This window comes from Capnocytophaga sp. H4358 (assembly GCF_002302515.1).
GTDB classification, from domain to species: Bacteria; Bacteroidota; Bacteroidia; order Flavobacteriales; family Flavobacteriaceae; genus Capnocytophaga; species Capnocytophaga canis.
This window is the reverse complement of the sequence record NZ_CP022380.1, coordinates 1523128-1539523: the sequence shown is the minus strand read 5'-3', so window position 1 is coordinate 1539523 and position 16396 is coordinate 1523128. Positions and strand designations below refer to the sequence as shown.

The following is a 16396-nucleotide window of genomic DNA, read 5'->3' as shown; positions in this document are numbered from 1 at the left end:
ACTTATAAAGGTAATTTTTCTTTGCAAAGAGAAATCTATTTCGTATATTGCCAAACTTTTTAACGATTTATACTTTTTTAGATATGAAAACAGAAAAATTATCTTCACAACAAGCGATGGAGCTTGAAGACAAATATGGAGCCCATAATTATCATCCACTACCTGTAGTACTCAGCAAAGGCGAAGGTGTGTACGTGTGGGATTTGGAGGGGAAGAAATATTTTGACTTTCTTTCCGCATATTCAGCTGTGAATCAAGGGCATTGCCACCCTAGAATTATCGAAGCGATGACTAAACAGGCACAAACTTTAACGTTGACCTCACGCGCGTTTTACAACGATAAGTTAGGGGTATATGAGAAATATATTACCGAATATTTCGGATTTGAAAAGATGTTACCGATGAACACTGGTGCTGAGGCAGTAGAAACAGCTATCAAAATATGCCGAAAATGGGCGTACGAACGAAAAAATCTCCCTGAGAGCCAAGCGATTATCGTGGTTTGTGAGCAAAATTTCCACGGACGTACTACTACAGTCGTTTCTTTTTCTTCGGACAAAAACGCACGTAAAAACTTTGGACCTTACACACCGGGATTCGTAAGCATTCCGTACAATGATTTGAGAGCTTTGGAGTCTTTTTTGGCTGAAAATCCGAATGTTGCAGGATTTTTGGTGGAGCCTATTCAAGGGGAAGCAGGTGTATACGTTCCTTCGGATGGATTTTTGAGTGGAGCCAAAGCTATTTGTGAAAAATACAATGTACTGTTTATCGCCGATGAGGTACAGACAGGAGTTGCTCGTACAGGAAAACGTTTAGCTGTTGATCATGAAAACGTAAAGCCAGATATTTTGGTGTTAGGAAAGGCTTTGAGTGGAGGAACTTATCCAGTGAGTGCGGTTTTAGCAGATGATGAGGTAATGCACGTGATCAAGCCAGGGCAACATGGAAGTACCTTTGGCGGAAATCCTATAGCCGCAGCTGTAGCTATCGAAGCGCTACAAGTGGTAAAAGACGAAAAACTGGCCGAAAATGCACAAAAAATGGGTGAAATCTTCCGTAAGGAAATCGGTGCGTATATCGAAAACTCAAATATCGCTACAGCAGTGCGTGGAAAAGGATTGCTTAATGCGGTAGTTATCAACGATACAGAAGAAAGCGACACCGCATGGAATATATGTTTACGTATGCGCGATAAAGGTCTGTTAGCAAAGCCTACTCACGGAAATATCATTCGTTTTGCTCCTCCATTGGTTATTAACCAAGAGCAATTGAAAGTGTGTATTGATATCATTATAAGCACTTTAAAAGAATTCGAACGCTAAATTCTTTGCTAAGAGATTCGGCTTTTAAAATCATTGTTAATTAGAAAAAGTTATACGAAAAAAAATGGAGAATCAATATTTGAATGCTGACAAATTAGAGTTTACACAAAGCATTCAGGAAAATCTAAAAGAAATTGCTAAATGGGCGAAATTTTTAGCTATTCTAGGGTTCGTAGGCATAGCGATTCTTGTGCTAGTATCTATTTTCACAATTATTTTCGGAGTGATTGCTTCCAGCATGGAGGATACTCCTTTTCCTCTTGCTTTTGTTGGAGTTCTATATTTAGGTATGGCGGCAGTCTATTACTTTCCCATAAAATATCTGTATGATTTTGCTACAAACATGAAAGATTCATTGAAAACGAGCAACAGAATTGTTTTTAGTAGAGCTTTTGAAAATTTGAAGTCTCATTACAAATTTATGGGAATCTTTACCATCGTGATGCTATCGTTGTACATTCTGATTCTTATAGGAGTGTTATTAATCGTAGGATTTCTCGGAGCGATAGGAGGGTATTAATATCTTTGTTTAAGCAGTCATAAAATGAAAAAATATCTGATCGTAGGACTGGGAAATATTGGCGAGGAATACAAAAACACACGTCATAATATTGGTTTTAAAGTGGTTGATTTTTTAGCATCTCAACATACTACAACTTTTTCTACACAAAGATTAGGGGATTTGGCTGAGGTAAAGCACAAAGGAAGAACCTTTATTCTATTGAAACCATCTACCTATATGAATCTGAGCGGGAAAGCCATTCGCTATTGGTTGGAAAAGGAAAATATTCCCATAGAAAATCTGTTAGTAATTACTGATGACTTAAACCTGCCTTTTGGAACAATTCGCATCAAATCCAAAGGGAGTGATGGAGGTCATAACGGACTGAAAGACACACAAGCCCAATTGAATAGTACCAATTACGCACGACTCCGTTTTGGAATCAGTAATGATTTTGCTAAAGGAAAACAGGTGGACTACGTATTAGGGGAATGGAGCGACGAAGAAAACACGGCCTTACCCGAACGATTGGAAAAATGTGTTCAAGCGGTACTTTCTTTTGGTTTGTCCGGTATCAACATAACCATGAATACGTTTAACAATAAATAAACCCTTTTCGATAAAACAAAAAAATGAAACGATTTTTAAAATTCCCAACACCTTATACGGTTCTGATGATAGTGATTATGTTTGCCGCATTGCTAACTTATTTGTTGCCATCGGGTTCGTATGACACTCTAACCTATGACGCTACTCAAGATGTTTTTGTGTTAAAATCGAAGGAAATAACCAAAACTCTCCCAGCTACGCAACAGACTTTGGACGAAAAATCCATAGCTATCAATATTGCCAAATTTAAGGAAGGGAAAATTAAAAAGCCTGTATCAATTCCAAATACCTACACAGAAACATCTCCTCACCCTCAAGGAGTTAAAGAGGTTTTATTCGCTCCCATAAGAGGAATTTATGAAACTATAGACATCATCTTATTTGTACTGATTCTGGGGGGATTCATTGGAGTTTTTAACAATTCAGGAACGTTAAACGAAGGGGTAGGTTATTTGTCTCATAAACTCAAAGGACGTGAAGGTATATTGATTATCATCGTGTGTACACTCATTGCTTTGGGAGGAACTTCTTTTGGACTTGCCGAAGAAACTTTGGCTTTTTATCCGATTTTGATTCCTGTCTTTTTAGCCGCAGGTTATGACCTGATGGTTCCGTTAGCGGTTATTTATTTAGGTTCCTCTATAGGAACGATGGCGGCGACCATCAATCCGTTCTCAGTCATTATAGCTTCTGACGCAGCAGGTGTGGACTGGACTACAGGAACAACCATTCGTGTCATTATGCTTATTGCCTCTTTGACTATCACCATTGCGTATGTCATACGTTATGCGGAGAGAGTAAAAAGAAACCCACAACTGTCAATTGCATACCAAACACCACTACCTGATTCACTGACTTCGCAAAAGGTAGCTCCTGTTGAAAGATTGAAATTGTCAAGCAAATGGTTACTTCTTGTTTTCGCTTTGTCGTTTTTGATAATGATTATAGGGGTAGCTCGTTGGGGATGGTGGTTTGAGGAGATGACTGCCTTGTTTTTGGTAGCATCCGTATGTATTGCCTTGTTCTTACGAATGAGTGAAGAGCAATTCATCGCTGATTTTATCGCAGGAGCAAAAGATTTGCTTGGAGTAGCTTTCATCATTGGGATTGCTCGTGGAGTAACTTTTATCCTTAATGACGGACAAATTTCGGACACTATTTTACATTATTCAACAAACTTAGTGGGAGGTATGTCGCCCATTCTTTTCTTGCCTGTATTGATGTGTGTATTCGGATTATTAACATTGTTTATTTCTTCCTCATCGGGAATGGCTGTAGTAACGATGCCCATCATGGGGTCATTAGCAACGGTAGTAGGTATCGAAGGGCAACACGTTGTAAATGCTTATCTGTTTGGAATGGGTTTGATGAGTTTCATTACCCCCACAGGGCTTATCCTACCTTCTTTAGCGATGGTGAATTTGAATTATAAACAATGGTTAAAATTCGTGTCACCTTTGTTGCTAATGCTTTTGGTACTGTCCGTAGGAATGCTTCTATTGGGGTATTATTTGTAAGTTTTTGTTCATTTTACATAGCAAAAATTCAAAACAAACAAAATCAGATAACTTGTAATTTTACGTGAAAGTTTAAACACTAAAATTGACACCTTTAGTATTGATTCAGTAGGTTTTTGAGAGAGAAATGAGAATCTATAACTATTAATAAGGATATTATTTTGCGTTAAAAAGATTCAATCGAATTATTATACTTGAGATTGAATCTAAGCTCTCAACTAAAAAACACTTTTCTTTTTTAGTTCGGTAAAAATACGTAAGTTTGTCCATTAAAACTTTTTTTATGATAAGAGCATTTTTTGTTACTATTCTTTTAAGTGTTTTTTGCCCGTTTTTGATGGCTCAAAGCACTGAAACACACACCAATTCGTTGGTAAATTTTGAAAAAGCAATGTTTTTGTACAACCGAAATTTGTACAAACCTGCTCAGCATTTGTTTCTAAAAGAAATCGCTGAAACTACTGATAGTGATTTACGGACAAAATCAAAGTTTTACGTAGCTTCAATTGCTGTCATTTTAGGAGAGCCAGGGGCAGAATCCTTAATGCGAAATTTTATTGAAGAACATCCCGAATCACCATTGGCTTCAGGAGCCTTTTTACGTATGGCCGATCTTTATTTTCAACAAGGAAACTACAAAGAAGCTCTAAAATGGTATGATCAGGTCAAAGAAAGTGGCATCAGCAAAAGTGAACGCTCCAAATATTACTTCCAAAAAGGATATGCTTTGTTTGCTACGAACAAAAAGGCAGAATCGGAAAAATATTTCAACTTTGTAAAAAATCATCCCGACTACAGCACGGATGCTAACTACTATTTAGGATATATCGCTTACGACTCCGATGATTATGAAAAAGCATCTACTTACTTCAGTCAAGTACAAGACGACCCAAGTGTGTCATATTTTCAAGCAAATATGAACTTTAAGCAAGGGCTTTTCCAAGAGGCTATAGACGAAGGTTTAAAGCAAAAATCCAAAACTAAAAACGCACAAGACTTATCGGAAATCAACAAAATCATTGGGGAAAGTTATTTCAATTTAGGAAAATACGATGAAGCTATCCCGTATTTGAAGGAATACAAAGGAAAAAGAGGAAAGTTCTCAAATACTGATTATTATTATTTAGGATATGCTTACTACAAAAATAAAGACTATGCCAATGCCATCGACCAGTTCAACAAAATCATTGACGGACGCGATGCCGTAGCACAAAATGCTTACTATCATTTAGCGGAATGCTATCTGAAAACAGGACAGAAACCACAGGCTTTGAACGCTTTTCGTAATGCATATCAGATGAACTATGAGCCACAAATTCAAAAGGATGCTCATCTGAACTACGCTCGTTTGAGTTATGATATTGGAAACCCATACGAAAGTGTGCCTGGTGTGTTGTTGGACTATTCCAAAAATTATCCAAACGACAATCAGCAAGAAATCCAAGCTTTGTTGGTGGATTCGTACATTTCTTCGCGTAGCTACCAAGCTGCGATTAATCTTTTAGAAAAATCAAATGACCCAAAAGATCAACAGATTTACAAAAAAGTAGCCTTTTACCGAGGGTTAGAACTATTTAATGAATTGCAATACGCCGAAGCATTGGTGTTTTTACAAAAAGCCGTTGGTGGCGACCCTAAACTATCGGCTCGTGCTCTGTTTTGGAGTGGTGAATCGGCTTATCAACTGCATGATTTTGAAAGTTCTAAAAAATATTACACCGAATTTATCAACCATCCGAATGCAAAATCAACCTATGAATACAAAAATATTCATTACAGCTTGGCGTACAGTGATTTTAATTTAAAAAATTACGGAGGAGCTGTAGATAATTTTGAGGCATATTTGAAACAAAATCCGAAAGCAAATTCTTGGACAAACGATGCTTTATTGCGTTTAGCAGACTCTTATTTCGTACAGGGAAAATATTGGCCTGCCATGGAACGTTACAATAAATTAATTGATTTAAAATCAGCCGACGAGGATTATGCCGCCTATCAAAAAGCTATGAGCTACGGATTTGTGGACAGACCACAACGCAAAATTGAAGACTTAGAAAAGTTCGTGAAAACATATCGCAACTCAAATCTACGCCCAAACGCGTTATTCGAATTAGGAAACAGTTATGTGTCCGCAGGAAATTCCGAAAAAGGCACAAAACTCTACAAACAGGTACAAACCGAATACAAGAATAGTAATTTAGTTCCTCGTTCCATGCTTCGCGAAGGATTGGTTTACTACAACAAAAATGAAAATCAAAAAGCGTTGCAACTTTTTAAAGACATCGCAAAACAATATCCAAACTCAAACGAAGCAATTCAATCCATTGCATCTGCAAAACAAATTTATATGGACATGGGACAAGTGAACGAATACGCTTCTTGGGCAAAAAGTTTAGGCTATGTTGAAGTGTCAGATTTGGAGTTAGAAAATGCCACCTATGAAGCTGCCGAACGACAACACATTCAACAAAATGAAAAAGAAGCTATTGCAGGATTTGAAAAATACATCAAAGAATTCCCTAACGGAATGCGGATTACAAACGCTCAATTCCATTTAGCACAACTTTACAACGCTTCAAACCAAAAATCAAAAGCTGTAACTTTATACGAAAACGTAATCAACAGTGGTTCAGAAGAATATTCAGAACAGTCATTAGTGCGATTAACACAGATTTTGTTGGATGCGGGGAGCTATCTGAAAGCAAAACCTCATTTGGAGCAGTTGGAAAAAACAGCCACCATCGCACAAAATAAGGTCTATGCACAATCAAACTTAATGCGAGTTTGCTATACCGAAAAATTGTACAGCAACGCTATCCAGTATGCTCAAAAGGTATTAGCCGAAAAATCGGTCGACACACGCATTAAAAACGACGCTTACAGCGTTTTAGCACGCTCCTACATCAAAACAGAAAATGAGGCAGAGGCTCGCAAAGCATACCAAGAAGTAGCAAAAACCGCTACAGGAAGTTTGGCTGCCGAAGCTATGTACTATGATGCTTACTTCAAACATAAAGACGGCAAGTTCAAAGAATCGAACGACGTAGTACAACAGTTGGCAAAAGAATACGGAGGACATAAAGAATTCGCTTCCAAAGGGTTGGTAGTAATGGCAAAGAACTACTACGGACTGAAAGACTCCTATCAAGCCACTTATATCCTTGAGAACGTGATAAATAATTTCAAGGATTACCCCGAAGTGGTTGCAGAAGCTAAAAAAGAATTGGCTGTAGTGAAGGCAGAAGCAGCGAAGAGTAATTCTTCTGTGAAAATGTAATTGATTTGTTTGAAGACAATTCAAAGCCAAGTGAACAAAAACAAAATATATTAATGGTATATTTCTAAAAAAAAGAACAATGAATAAACATATATCCTACCGTAAATCCCTATTGATAATTGCGTTATCAACTTTTGGAATAGTTACGGGTCAAACTAAACGTGACAGTTTAAGCACCAAAGTAGTAGACGTAGTTCGTTCCTACACAGCCTCGATTGCCGATGCTTACAAAAAACGTGAAGATGCTAATCTCAAAGCCGATTCGTTGTCAATCGCTAAACGACAAATCAATTACTCTATTTACTCTGTACCTGTGGCATCAACTTTCGTACCTGAAAAGGGAAAGGCAAGTGCCATGAGAACCAACATAAAAAGAGAACGTTACTTGGATTCATACATAGGAGGAGCTTTTGGAAATGCAAACACGTTATATGGTGATGCGTCCATAACCTTACCCGTAAATAACGAAAGTAATTTGGCTTTCATAGCTGAACATCTGTCTTCCAATGGTGACATAAAAGGAGTGATTCCAGATAACAACTATGCGAAAACAACAGCTCAATTGCGATACGACTTTTTGAATAGTGATTACAACTTCGGTATAGCTGCCGATTTCGGGAGAAGATCGAACAATTGGTACGGAATCCAAAAAGGATTCTACGCTTCCGAAGAACAGCTGAAAGCCCTTACCGGATTAAAGCAAACCTATATCGATTATGGTGTAAATGCTTACATAAAACTCGCAAACCCATACTTTAAAGGACTTGATTTTGAGTTTAGTGGATTATCAGATGCGTTTGACACTAGCGAAATAAACGTGAAAACATCACCTTCTTTTGAGCTACCTATCAGCAGTGAAGAACAAAAAATACATTTTGGAGTCTCATTGGATTACTACAATAGTAAATTCAATCGGGCTACCGCTCTTACTCCAAGTGCAATTGAAAATAAATGGTTAATTTTTGGTGCTAATCCATCGTATAATTTAACCATGGATAACCTGGATTTGAAAGTAGGACTTGCTATAGCTTATTTGGGAGGAAATCAAACCAATGAAAGTCGATTCAAGGCTTACCCCGACGTAGAAATTTCGTATAAACTTTTGGAAGGGAATACTATTTTTCACGGAGGTGTTCGTGGGATGATGCAGCAAAATACCTTTGAGAAACTCTCTAAAAACAATCCTTTTTTAGCCCCAATACAGCATATTGCACCTACAAATATTGGCATTGATGCTTTCGGAGGAGTCAAGGGAGAGGTGGGTACAGGATTGTACTACAAAATTAAAGCTGGTTACAAGCAATGTGAGAACTTGCCAATGTTCATAACCCACACAGAAACAGGAAACCTTGGATATCAACATAATAATGCTTTCAGTTTGGTCTATGACAAAGTCAATATGTTTAACCTAACAGCAGGTATGGAGGGTAGCATCGCAGAACGATTTTTCTTTGATTTTGAAGCTCAATACAACCGCTTCACACCCGACATCCAAACTCAGGTATGGAACTTACCAGAAACCAAAGCATCTTTGTTTACGGATGTTAAAATCATAGAAAACCTCTTTGCTGGAGTAGATGCATTTTATGTAGGGAATCGGTATGACTTAAACTACTCCACCCAAACTTTAACTGTTGATGGATATTTCGACCTCAACTTCCACGTTGATTATACGATCAACAAACAATTTATGCTTTTTGCTAAAGTAAACAATTTATTATCAAACAACTACAACCAATGGGCGTACTACCCTGTTCAAGGTATACAAGCCTATGCAGGACTACGTTATTTGTTTAGCTTAAAGAAAAAATAATACTTTCATTATAGGATAAAATATTTTATAGTTTTTTGTTCATATCTGATTTATAATGGGAAAACTTTTAATCGTTGGAACCGTAGCCTTTGATGCAATTGAAATGCCTTTCGGAAAAACAGACTGTATTATGGGAGGTGCTGCAAACTATATTGCTTTGGCAGCATCGCACTGTTGTGGAGAATCGGCGGTCGTTTCAATTGTAGGTGAAGATTATCCTTCCGAATATTTACAACTTCTTAGCGATAGAAACATCAAAACTTCAGGTATTGAAATTGTTAAAGGAGGCAAATCATTCTTTTGGAGAGGTAAATATCATCATGATATGAACAAACGTGATACACTCGAAACCCAACTGAACGTTCTTGCTGATTTTAAGCCCGTAGTTCCTGAAGAATATAAAAAAGCAGATGTGCTGATGTTAGGGAATTTGCACCCAAGGATTCAATTGGATGTGTTGGAACAGATGCAGCAGAAACCAAGTTTGGTGGTTCTTGACACAATGGACTATTGGATGATTCACACATGGGATTTACTGATGGAAGTTATCCAAAAGGTAGACCTGATTACCATCAACGACCAAGAAGCACGTCAGCTTACGGGAGAATACTCGTTGGTAAAAGCTGCACAACGGATTATGAAAATGGGAGTCAAATATGTAGTTATCAAAAAAGGAGAACACGGGGCATTATTGTTTCACCAAGACAAAGTGTTTTTTGCTCCTGCCCTACCTTTGGAAGAAGTCTTTGACCCCACAGGTGCTGGGGACACATTCGCAGGTGGGATGGTAGGCTTTTTAACAAATACGGCAGATTATTCCTTTGAAAGCATCAAAAACGCCATCGTCTACGGTGCTGTTTTGGCCTCGTTCTGCGTGGAAAAATTTGGTACTGAACGAGTTCTCAATCTAAGCAAAAATGAATTCTCACAACGTTTACTACAGTTTAAAGAACTGACAAAATTTGAGATAGATACACCATAAAAATAACATTACAAAAGAAAGCAGATGTGTGATTTGCTTTCTTTTTTGTATTTTTGCCCGACAATTTCAAAACAAAAAACTTTCTTATTTAGAGGGATAGGAGAAAAAGACAATGAGTGACAATTTAAAACACGAATGCGGTATCGCGATGGTGCGACTGCTAAAACCTTTAGAGTACTACAAAGAAAAGTACGGAACCCTTTTTTATGCTATCAACAAAATGTACCTGTTGATGGAAAAACAACACAATCGCGGACAGGATGGAGCGGGTTTGGCGAGTGTCAAATTTGACATGCAGGCAGGTGAACGCTACATCAGTCGAGTACGGTCAAACGAATCACAACCGATTCAAGACATCTTCAAGCAAATTAACACTCGGATTAGTAATTTGCTAAAAGAATATCCAGAACTAAAAAACGATGTACAGGAACAACGTCGCATGTTGCCTTATCTGGGTGAGATTTATTTAGGACACGTTCGGTACGGAACTTTCGGGAAGAACAGCATAGAGAGTGTACATCCATTTTTAAGACAAAACAACTGGCAATCGCGCAACTTGATTGTAGCAGGAAATTTCAACATGACCAACGCCAAAGAACTCTTCCAACGTTTGGTAGAACTCGGTCAACATCCGAAAGAAAACACTGATACCGTTACGGTTATGGAGCGTATCGGACATTTTTTGGACACCGAAGTAGAAAATCTTTACCGTAAATTTAAGGACGAAGGACTTTCAAAGATAGAAGCCTCCAAACGCATTGCTGAGGAACTGGACGTGGCGAAAATCTTGCGAAAATCAGCACGGCGATGGGATGGCGGATATGCAATGGCAGGAATTCTCGGACACGGTGATGCGTTTGTGGTTCGTGACCCGGCAGGTATCCGTCCAGCATACTATTATAAAGATGAAGAGGTTGTAGTTATAGCTTCGGAACGACCTGTAATTCAGACGGCCTTCAATTTGGAATTCGAACAAATCCACGAACTTGAACCAGGCTCAGGAATTATTATCAAAAAAAATGGAGACCTCAGTATTGAGCAAATCGTAGAACCGTTGGAACGAAAAGCATGTTCGTTTGAGCGGATTTATTTCTCACGAGGAAGCGACAAGGAAATTTATCGAGAACGTAAGAAATTAGGAGCTTTATTACTGCCTGATGTTTTAAAATCAATTGATAATGACTTGAAAAACACCGTATTTGCCTACATTCCCAATACGGCAGAAACCTCTTATTTAGGATTGGTGGAAGAAGCTAACACCTACCTCAACCAACTGAAACAACAACTCATTTTAGCAGAGAAAAACATAACTCCCGAGCGATTGAATGAAATCCTTTCTGAAAAAATCCGTAAGGAAAAAGTCGCTATCAAAGATGCTAAGCTGCGCACATTCATCACTGAGGATAGTTCGCGTGATGATTTAGTGGCTCACGTCTATGACATCACCTACGGTTCGGTAGAAAAAGGAGATAATCTAGTTATTGTTGATGATAGTATCGTACGTGGAACAACTCTAAAAAAGAGTATTTTGAGTATACTTGGTCGCCTACATCCAAAGAAAATCGTGGTAGTTTCCTCCGCTCCTCAAATTCGTTATCCCGATTGTTACGGAATTGACATGGCTCGTATGGAAGAATTGATTGCTTTTGAGGCTGCGTTAGCACTACATCGCGAACGAGGAACATACAACATTGTTGATGAGACGTATAAAAAATGTATTTCCCAAGTAAATTTGAGTGACGATAAGGTAATTAATCATGTAAAAGAAATTTATGCACCATTTACCGATGAAGAAATTACTCGAAAAATCACACAGATGCTATTACCTGATAACTTTATGCCAGAGGTAGAAATACTTTTCCAAAGCGTTGAAAATCTACACCAAGCTTGTCCACAGAACTTGGGCGACTGGTATTTCACAGGCGATTATCCTACCAACGGCGGAAATAGGGTAGTAAACCGAGCTTTTATCAACTATTACGAAGGAAAGAAAGATAGAGCGTACTAATTTGGTGAGTTATGCGTCCTATTTTATTTGTCTTTTCGGGACTTCCTGCTTCTGGAAAATCAACACTCTCCAAATGGATAGTATCAAAATTTATTGCAGTGTATCTTCGTATAGATACCATTGAGCAAGGGCTTCGTGACTTGTGTAATGTTAATGTAGAAGGAGAAGGATATCGAATGGCATATCGAATCGCCAAAGACAATTTACTATTGGGAATGAATGTAGTTGCTGATTGTTGCAACCCAATCGCCTTAACTCGTGATGAATGGAAAAATATAGCTCATAACACAAATTCTTTTCTAATTAACATTGAAATTGTGTGTTCAGATAAAGAGGAACACCATAGGCGAGTTTTTAATCGAATATCTGAAATAGAAAATTTGAAATTACCCAATTGGGAAGCTATATCAGAATATCATTACGAAAATTGGACTGAAAATAGAATACAGATTGATACTTCGCATAAAACCATAGAAGAATGTGTCAGGGAACTATTTTCAAAAATAGAACTAATTTTGGAAAAATAATTAAAGGGCAAGAACTAACTTGTCCTTTCTACTTTTTTATAAAGAAGTAATTATTTTCTGTAAAAAACCGATAATAATTTATGTATCACAAAGCATTTTTTATTTTTCTTGTTTCATTTGCGACAATGACAAAAGCACAAATAAAAGGAACTTACCCAGAAAAGGATAAGGTCTTAGTAGAAGGAGGTTTTTTCCTGATGGGAAGCCCAAAATCGGAAGGAGAAACCATTGAGCATCCGCAACATAAGGTATTTTTACAAACTTTTAAGATAAGTAAATACGAAATCACTAATGTACAATATGCCGAGTTCCTAAATGCAAAAGGCAATCAGATGAATGGTGACATTCCTTACATAGAACTAAAAGAAGGTTGGAGCCAGATTGAAAAAGTAAACGGCAAGTACATCGCCAAAAAGGGATATGAACAGCATCCTGTGGTATTGGTATCGTGGTACGGAGCAAATGCGTACGCTCAATGGGTTGGAGGCAAATTACCTACGGAAGAACAATGGGAATATGCAGCTCGTGGAGGAAATAAAACTCAAAAGTACACTTATGCGGGGAGTAATACGCTTGATGAAGTAGCTTGGCATCGGCAAAATACAGATTATCTTCAGCCAGTTGGTAAGAAAAAACCTAATGAACTCGGTATTTATGATATGAATGGCAATGTTTCAGAGTGGTGCGAAGATGATTTCACGTCGTATGACTATAAACTCGGGAATACAGAAGAGAAAAAAGAAAAACCTTCAGTTTTCAGTGCGTTTTTTATGGCAATAATGAGCAAGACACCAAGCAACCACTCGTATCCAGAGGATAGAGTTACACGTGGAGGGCATTACAATCAGCAAAAAATGAATATACGCATAGCCAGAAGAGATAATCGCAATGCATTGGGGCAAATCTTCGTTGGTTTTCGGGTGGTTTTTATGTAACTGAAGTATTTTTTAACATATTCTGTTTGTAAAATATGATAAATTACTGAAAATCAATCTTATCAACAATTTTAGTTCTGCTAAATCTAAATGAAAAAGGAAAGAAAAGAATAAGAGACCACCTGAAAAAGTTGGTTTTCAATAGGAGTATCCCATAATCTGTGTAAGTTGAAAAGTTATTCTGAAATTTTTTGAGCCCTTAAAAGCTCAAAAAAAATTTCGGAAATAACTTTTTAACTATTTTTGACCCATAATTTAAACAGATATGATTAACAAGGAAGAATTGCTCAACAGCAAAGAATTTTACAAGTCATTTAAGACTGCTGAGGACTTGACAGGTTTCTTTAAAGAGCTCCACAAAAAAGCGGTGGAACATATGCTCAATGCCGAACTCGACGTTCACTTGGACAACGAAAAACACGACAAAACTAAAGATGGAAATTATCGTAACGGACACACTTCCAAGAAGATAAAAACTTCCTTTGGCGAAGAACAAATCCAAGTTCCTAGGGATAGAGACGGTAGTTTTAACCCAATGTTAGTCCCTAAACGCAAGAACGTTATCGATGGTTTGGAAAACATCATCGTATCGTTCTATGCCAAAGGAATGAGCGTGAGCGACATCGAAGAACAAATCCAAGAAATGTACGGCTTTGAAGTATCAACTTCCACAATATCAAGGATTACCAATGCGGTTACCAATGAAATGGTCGCTTGGCAGAACCGCCCGTTGGACGAGCTGTATCTGATTGTTTGGATGGACGGCATCGTTTTTAAAGTTCGTGAGAACTCAAAAGTTGTCAACAAAACCATTTACCTTGCTGTGGGCTTGAATCGAGAGGGAAAAAAGGAAGTTTTAGGAATGTGGCTCGGAAAGAATGAAAGTTCCGCCTTTTGGATGAGCGTTCTCACTGATTTAAAGGCTCGTGGAGTGGAAGATATTCTCATTACTGCCACCGATAATTTAAACGGATTTACGCAAACCATTCGCACGGTTTTTCCCCAATCACAAACGCAAATATGTGTGGTTCATCAGATTAGGAATGCTTGTAAGTATGTGGTTTACAAAGACAGAAAAGAATTTACAGCCGATATGAAACACATCTATACTGCCCCTAACAAGGAAGCTGCCAAGGTTGCTTTGGAAGATTTTGCCCAAAAATGGGAGTCAAAATACGGCTATGCTATCAAATCTTGGTATGACAATTGGGACGAATTGACCGTATTTTTCGATTTTCCGTTAGAGATAAGAAAAATTATTTACACAACCAATCTTATTGAGAATCTGAATGGTAAGATTCGGAAATACACCAAAAACAAGCTGTCTTTCCCAACAGACGAAGCTGTGCAAAAGTCCGTTTTCTTGGCTTTGAGAGAAGCTACCAAAAAGTGGAGTATGCCTATCCAAAATTGGGGGATTGTCTTGAACCAATTTATGCTTATATTTGCACAAAGACTCAAACTATAAAAACTTAACCCCAACTTTTTAACTTACACACTTAGAGGGATAGTGTCTTTTCAATGTAGTATTGCTAAAAACCAAACTCTTCGGATAGTCTCATTTCTCTTGTGTTACATTTAAAGTGATATACAATCGATTATTTACAAATCAAACCCTATATCTTTTCTGAAATACATGTTATCGAAATGAATTTTTTCGATATTCTCATACGATTTTTTTAAGGCTTCTTTAAAATCTTTTCCGAAAGATGTCACCGCCAGTACGCGACCTCCTGAAGTCACTAAATCATCACCTTTACGCGCTGTTCCTGCGTGGAAAACGATACTTCCTGAAACGTTTTCTACGCCTGTAATGATCTTTCCTTTTTCATAGTCTTCGGGATATCCTCCAGAGACCATCATCACTGTAGTAGCACTTTCTGGATTGATTTGCAGGGTTAATTCATCCAATGTTTGACTTTTAAGGGACTGAAAAACAGCTACTAAATCACTTTCAATACGAGGTAGTACGACTTCTGTTTCAGGGTCGCCCATGCGTACGTTGTACTCAATCACATAAGGTTCTCCCTTAACTTTTATTAATCCTATAAACACAAATCCTTGATATTCAATGGAATCTTTTTTGAGCCCTGCGATTGTCGGTTGAACGATGCGTTCCTCAATCTTTTGCATAAAATCCGCATCCGCAAAAGGCACAGGCGAAACGGCTCCCATACCTCCTGTGTTAAGTCCTTGGTCATTCTCCCCTATTCGTTTGTAATCCTTAGCTGTAGGTAAAATTTTGTAATTTTTACCGTCAGTCAGTACAAAACAACTCAATTCGATACCATCCAAAAACTCTTCCACAACCACCTTTTGACTTGCACTTCCAAACTTTTCGTTCAGTAACATATTTCTCAATTCAGATTGTGCCAGAGACAAATCATTGATAATCAACACCCCTTTTCCTGCTGCCAGTCCATCAGCTTTCAAAACATAGGGAGGTTGCATCGTGGATAGGAATTGGCAACCCCGTTCAACAGTTTCTTTTGTAAAACTTTCATATTTTGCCGTAGGTATGCCGTGACGTTGCATAAATTGTTTGGCAAACTCCTTGCTACCTTCGAGTTTTGCTCCTTCCTTTGAAGGCCCTACTACTTGGACATGCTGTAAATCAGAGTCATTTTTGAAGAAATCATACACTCCGTGTACCAAAGGATCTTCGGGGCCTACCACAAGCATAGTAATCTGATTGTCCAAAACAAATTTCTTAACCGATTGAAAATCAGTAGGAGAAATACTCACGTTGGTAGCCACTTGATGCGTTCCACCATTGCCCGGAGCTACGTACAAATTCTCACAAAGTTGACTTTGACTAATTTTCAAGGCAAAAGCGTGTTCACGTCCACCCGAACCTAATATTAATATGTTCATTTCTATATGTTTTTATTATTTTTGTTT

Annotated in this window: 12 protein-coding genes; 11 read left to right on the top strand and 1 reads right to left on the bottom strand. The window is 37.9% G+C overall.

All coding sequences use genetic code 11. From position 1 onward, the window contains the following. Positions 1–83: 83 nt before the first annotated feature. From rocD to CGC49_RS06535, 11 genes are all read left to right on the top strand, one after another. The gene (rocD, locus tag CGC49_RS06585; RefSeq protein ID WP_095912185.1) at positions 84–1325 is read left to right on the top strand and encodes an ornithine--oxo-acid transaminase; all 1242 of its coding nucleotides are present in this window, start codon (positions 84–86) and stop codon (positions 1323–1325) included. Between the two features lie 64 nt (positions 1326–1389). After that, on the top strand, positions 1390–1845 hold the full coding sequence (locus CGC49_RS06580) for a hypothetical protein (protein ID WP_095912184.1): 456 nt from the start codon (positions 1390–1392) through the stop codon (positions 1843–1845). Positions 1846–1869: 24 nt separating this feature from the next. Continuing rightward, the gene (gene pth / locus CGC49_RS06575; RefSeq protein ID WP_095912183.1) at positions 1870–2436 is read left to right on the top strand and encodes an aminoacyl-tRNA hydrolase; all 567 of its coding nucleotides are present in this window, start codon (positions 1870–1872) and stop codon (positions 2434–2436) included. A gap of 23 nt (positions 2437–2459) precedes the next feature. After that, positions 2460–3953, top strand: coding sequence for a YfcC family protein (locus CGC49_RS06570; RefSeq protein WP_042346824.1), 1494 nt, complete (start codon positions 2460–2462; stop codon positions 3951–3953). Between the two features lie 283 nt (positions 3954–4236). Beyond that, positions 4237–7230: a tetratricopeptide repeat protein gene (locus tag CGC49_RS06565; RefSeq protein ID WP_095912182.1), complete on the top strand. Its 2994-nt coding sequence runs from the start codon at positions 4237–4239 to the stop codon at positions 7228–7230. A gap of 79 nt (positions 7231–7309) precedes the next feature. Next, positions 7310–9043 (top strand): TonB-dependent receptor, encoded by a 1734-nt coding sequence (locus CGC49_RS06560; RefSeq protein WP_095912181.1) that lies wholly within the window; start codon positions 7310–7312, stop codon positions 9041–9043. Between the two features lie 55 nt (positions 9044–9098). Next, entirely contained in the window at positions 9099–10025 is a 927-nt protein-coding gene (locus tag CGC49_RS06555) for a PfkB family carbohydrate kinase (protein WP_095912180.1), read from the top strand. Between the two features lie 112 nt (positions 10026–10137). After that, on the top strand, positions 10138–12033 hold the full coding sequence (locus CGC49_RS06550) for an amidophosphoribosyltransferase (protein ID WP_042006346.1): 1896 nt from the start codon (positions 10138–10140) through the stop codon (positions 12031–12033). Positions 12034–12044: 11 nt separating this feature from the next. After that, positions 12045–12560 carry an AAA family ATPase gene (locus CGC49_RS06545; protein ID WP_041987690.1) on the top strand — a complete coding sequence of 172 codons (516 nt, stop codon included), beginning with the start codon at positions 12045–12047 and terminating at the stop codon, positions 12558–12560. An 80-nt stretch (positions 12561–12640) separates the two neighbouring features. Further along, entirely contained in the window at positions 12641–13495 is an 855-nt protein-coding gene (locus CGC49_RS06540) for an SUMF1/EgtB/PvdO family nonheme iron enzyme (protein WP_232745160.1), read from the top strand. Positions 13496–13760: 265 nt separating this feature from the next. After that, positions 13761–14963 carry an IS256 family transposase gene (locus CGC49_RS06535; protein ID WP_095893597.1) on the top strand — a complete coding sequence of 401 codons (1203 nt, stop codon included), beginning with the start codon at positions 13761–13763 and terminating at the stop codon, positions 14961–14963. A gap of 134 nt (positions 14964–15097) precedes the next feature. On the opposite strand, the gene purD is transcribed toward CGC49_RS06535, so the two are convergent. Beyond that, positions 15098–16369, bottom strand: coding sequence for a phosphoribosylamine--glycine ligase (purD, locus tag CGC49_RS06530; protein ID WP_095912178.1), 1272 nt, complete (start codon positions 16367–16369; stop codon positions 15098–15100). Positions 16370–16396: the final 27 nt, after the last annotated feature.